Here is a 254-nt window from a genome sequence, read left to right as displayed (position 1 = left end):
GACCACGACGGCCTCCCCGGACTGCTCGATGCGGGCATGGGTCGAGGAGACCTCCTGCGTCGGGGAGACGACCGTCACGAGGCGCGGCGGGGCGCCCGGCTCGACGCGGGCGAGGGCGGGTCGGCGGCCCACCAGCAGTGGCGCGTCCAGCGGGAGCGTCTCGCCGTTCGGGAGGCGGGCGGCGAAGAGCCGGAGCGCGGCGGGCGCAGGCTCCGGCGCCGCGGGCTTCGAGGCCGGCGGCTCCTCGATGTCCA

At 78.3% G+C, this 254-nt stretch carries 1 protein-coding gene; it reads right to left on the bottom strand.

Going from position 1 to position 254, the window contains the following annotated elements:
- Positions 1–254 (bottom strand): hypothetical protein (locus tag SB773_RS33260; RefSeq protein ID WP_410594712.1); only part of this gene is annotated, 254 nt, incomplete at both ends.

It is taken from the genome of Bacillus sp. SIMBA_074 (assembly GCF_046534555.1).
Lineage (GTDB): Bacteria > Bacillota > Bacilli > Bacillales > Bacillaceae_G > Bacillus_A > Bacillus_A mycoides.
Note: the sequence above shows the minus strand (reverse complement) of the source record. Positions and strands in the feature narration are given on the sequence as shown.